3 protein-coding genes are annotated in these 3552 nt (G+C 42.5%); all 3 read right to left on the bottom strand.

The annotated features are described in order from the left end of the window. Positions 1-145: 145 nt before the first annotated feature. The 3 genes from BJP37_RS04375 to BJP37_RS04365 all read right to left on the bottom strand — a co-directional run bounded on the left by BJP37_RS04375 (position 146) and on the right by BJP37_RS04365 (position 3438). Complete coding sequence (locus tag BJP37_RS04375) at positions 146-1057, bottom strand: Rpn family recombination-promoting nuclease/putative transposase (RefSeq protein ID WP_075896780.1); 912 nt, start codon at positions 1055-1057, stop codon at positions 146-148. A gap of 492 nt (positions 1058-1549) precedes the next feature. Then, the gene (locus tag BJP37_RS04370) at positions 1550-1984 is read right to left on the bottom strand and encodes a nuclear transport factor 2 family protein (protein ID WP_075905743.1); all 435 of its coding nucleotides are present in this window, start codon (positions 1982-1984) and stop codon (positions 1550-1552) included. Between the two features lie 482 nt (positions 1985-2466). Beyond that, positions 2467-3438, bottom strand: a complete 972-nt coding sequence (locus BJP37_RS04365; RefSeq protein WP_075896778.1) for a CobW family GTP-binding protein — start codon at positions 3436-3438, stop codon at positions 2467-2469. Between the last annotated feature and the right edge of the window lie 114 nt (positions 3439-3552).

Raw genomic sequence — 3552 nt, 5'->3', positions numbered from 1 at the left:
CTGCTGCGTCGGGGCTGTGAATTGCTGGAAGATTACTTTGTTAGGAATCCTGAAGATAAAGAGAAGTTATGGGTATGCCAAAGGGAAAAGGGAACAGGGAATAGGGAATAGGGAACAGGCAAGAGGCAATAGGCAATAGGTTCGTTCACAACTGATCAATGTCATCCACACTCAACCCAGTATATTGAGCAATATCCTTCAGGGGTAACCCTGCTGCCTTCATCTGTTTAGCAATCTTTTGTATACCTGCTTGTTCACCTTCTTGTCTACCTTGTTCGAGACCTTCTTGTCTACCTTGTTCGAGACCTTCTTGTCTACCTTGTTCAAGACCTTCCTGAATCAAGGTTTGATTAACACTGTACATATCCCGGTAGACCTTCAGACTATCCTGGTACAGGGCTTGCTCCTCAGAGGAGAAATTGGCAATCTCGGCCACCTCAAATAGCTGGGCAAAAACATTCCCTTGCAACGGTTCAGGGGGAGCATTACAGCTGGCGAGATGCCTCAATAAAAATAACCACTTATCAAAATGGGTTTCTAGTTGATCAACAGATTTAGTAAATTTTGGTAGTTCCACATAGATGAATTTCAACTTATCGTAGAACACTTCACACCGCTGATTTTTTAGCTCTACCACATGCAACAGTTCTGAATCCTGCTTATGGTCATCAAAACAAAAATCCAGAATACCGACAGTGTAGACTGCCGTTAGCTTATAATTCCAATTTCCCTGTTGCGCCTGTTCTTGGATCGGGAAAGTGGCATAGTAAACACTGCGGTCTTTGAAAAACGTTTGTTTTGCCTTTTGCATTTCCACAATGAAACGTTCACCGGTTGTGCTCTGGCAATAAATATCAAAAATTGCTCTTCTGTCTACTAAGGTGTTACCCAGGAACTCTGGATTCTTAATGGTGACATCCTGAATCTGATGGTGGGGAGGCAACAGAGTATTTAAGAAATCAATCAACAGTGCCTTATTTGGCTCAGTACCAAAGACGCGCTTAAAACCGAAATCCGTGAGCAGATCAATGTATTTATCTGGCAAGGGGAAAACCATATCAAAAATTCAGATCAATAAGAAGGTATTTTTAATAGCTTTTATTTCGGCGTTGCTGATTATGGGTATGGTTTCGCCCCCCTAGCCCCCCAATTCTGGGGGGAACAAAACTCTTAAAGTCCCCCAAAGTTGGGGGATTTAGGGGGCTTTAATAAAACCAGATAATCGCGCATTCATTCCTTAATTCAGCAACGCCTTTATTTTGTCTATCTCCCTATTGCCTATTGGGGTGCATCTCTTTTATAATACTAAAAAACTATGCAGCTGTTGCCCCTATTGCCTATTGGGGTGCATATCACGTTTGCTGTTTGATCCCGTGGGTGGAACGGGCATCAGTCGTGGAACAGGCTTCCAGCCTGTGGCAATTTTCGGAAGGGCGTTCCAACACTTTGTGGAACAGGCTTCCAGCCTGTGGCAATTTTCGGAAGGGCTATCCCAACACTACGAGGCGGAAAATCAGTGCGAGCCCGTCCCTAACACACCCTACGGCTGTCACGAAATCACAGACCGTTCCCACAAAAATTTTCTTTCAGACTCTTTAATCGGTACATCATTAATACTAGCTTCCCGTCTCTTCATCAAGCCATTTTCAGCAAATTCCCAGTTTTCATTGCCATAAGCACGATACCAAAACCCAGAATCATCATGCCATTCATATTCAAAGCAAACTGAAATCCGATTATCCATAAAACTCCAAAGTCGTTTTCTCAGGCGATAATCTAATTCTTTTGCCCATTTGCGCTTCAGAAACGCAATAATTTCCTCTCGACCACTAATAAATTCGGCACGATTGCGCCATTCCGAATCAATGGTATAAGCGAGAGCAACTTTCTCGGGATTGCGGGTATTCCAGGCATCTTCAGCAGCTTGAACCTTAGCGGTTGCACTTTCTAAGGTAAAAGGAGGTAGGGGTGGTTTAGTTTCCATAGATAGTATAGCGGTTTTAAATTTGGTGAGGTACAAATTATAGGCTTTTAGGGAGCAGGGAGCAGGGAGCAGGGAACAGGGAGTAGGGAGTAGGGAGTAGGGAGTAGGTAAGAGGGAAAACAATCCTGTGTACCTGATAGTTATGAAAAAGGCTGATAGCTGATAGCGTTTATCGCAGTTATGATGTACGATTATCAACCTCAAAGTCCCCCTTATTAAGGGGGATAATGGGGGATCAATCTCAAAGTCCCCCTTATTAAGGGGGATAATGGGGGATCAATCTCAAAGTCCCCCTTATTAAGGGGGATAATGGGGGATCAACCTCAAAGTCCCCCTTATTAAGGGGGATAATGGGGGATCAATCTCAAAGTCCCCCTTATTAAGGGGGATAATGGGGGATCAATCTCAAAGTCCCCCTTATTAAGGGGGATAATGGGGGATCAATTTACACCTCATGAGTATAATAATTGCTATAATATACTCTAAACAAGACAGGCTTGGAAATCTTGACGAAATTGGTTTTCATCAAGATTGCGTCCAATAAAGACTAACTCATTTTTTCTGGTTTCTTCTGGTTTCCAAGCACGGTCGGGACGACCCTCAAAAATCATATGTACTCCCTGGAAGACAAATCGATTATCTTCTCCCATGACATTAAGAATACCTTTCATTCTGAAAATATTTTGGCCTTGGCTCTGTAATAATTCCCTTAGCCATGTGTTTAATTTTTCCAAATCTACTGCTCCTGGTTCCACAATGGCAAAGGAAAAAACGGATTCATCATGTTCATGAGCATCTTCTCCTAATAAGTCCGGGTCAATGTCTAGAGCTTGTTTAAGATCAAAAGCCCGCACCCCTAACACTGAATCCATCTCAACTTCTGAGTTTTGGGTACGATAAATTTTGACTAAACCATTCATGGCTTTGATTTTTTGCTCTAACTCCTCCAGTTGTTGAGGGTCTACTAAATCAATTTTATTGAGCAAAATCACGTTAGCAAAAGCAATTTGTTCCTGGGCTTCATCACTATCCCAGTGCTCTAAAATATGCTTCGCATCAACTACCGTTACCACGGCATCAAGGTCTAACTGGGTTTGAATCTCTTCATCCACAAAAAACGTTTGAATTACGGGGGCAGGATCAGCAAGCCCAGTGGTTTCAATCACTAAATGGTCAAACTTATCCCGTCTCCGCATCAAGTTACCAATGATTCTAATTAAATCTCCCCGCACGGTACAGCAAATACAACCGTTGTTCATTTCAAAGATTTCTTCATCGGCATCGATAACTAACTTATTGTCAATACCAACTTCCCCAAACTCATTAACAATTACCGCTACCTTTTTTCCATGCTCGTAGGTCAATATATGGTTGAGTAAGGTAGTTTTTCCAGCTCCTAAATAGCCAGTTAAAACCGTGACGGGAATAGCGTTATTTACAGTAGTTGCAACCATGGATTTTTAGTATGATTAATTAGTTAATTACAGCAATTTTCGCCCCCCTAGGGCGTGTTTTCTTGCCTCGGAGATCCCCCTAAATCCCCCTTAAAAAAGGGGGACTTTGAGAAT

It is taken from the genome of Moorena bouillonii PNG, assembly GCF_001942495.1.
GTDB lineage: Bacteria > Cyanobacteriota > Cyanobacteriia > Cyanobacteriales > Coleofasciculaceae > Moorena > Moorena bouillonii.
The sequence above is the reverse complement of the archived record's forward strand: the minus strand, read 5'-3'. Positions and strand labels throughout refer to the sequence as shown.

Excerpts from the sequence above, each read along its gene's own strand:
- BJP37_RS04375 (WP_075896780.1), bottom strand. The coding sequence starts at position 1,057 with ATGGTTTTCCCCTTGCCAGATAAATACATTGATCTGCTCACGGATTTC.
- BJP37_RS04365 (WP_075896778.1), bottom strand. The coding sequence starts at position 3,438 with ATGGTTGCAACTACTGTAAATAACGCTATTCCCGTCACGGTTTTAACT.
- BJP37_RS04370 (WP_075905743.1), bottom strand. The coding sequence starts at position 1,984 with ATGGAAACTAAACCACCCCTACCTCCTTTTACCTTAGAAAGTGCAACC.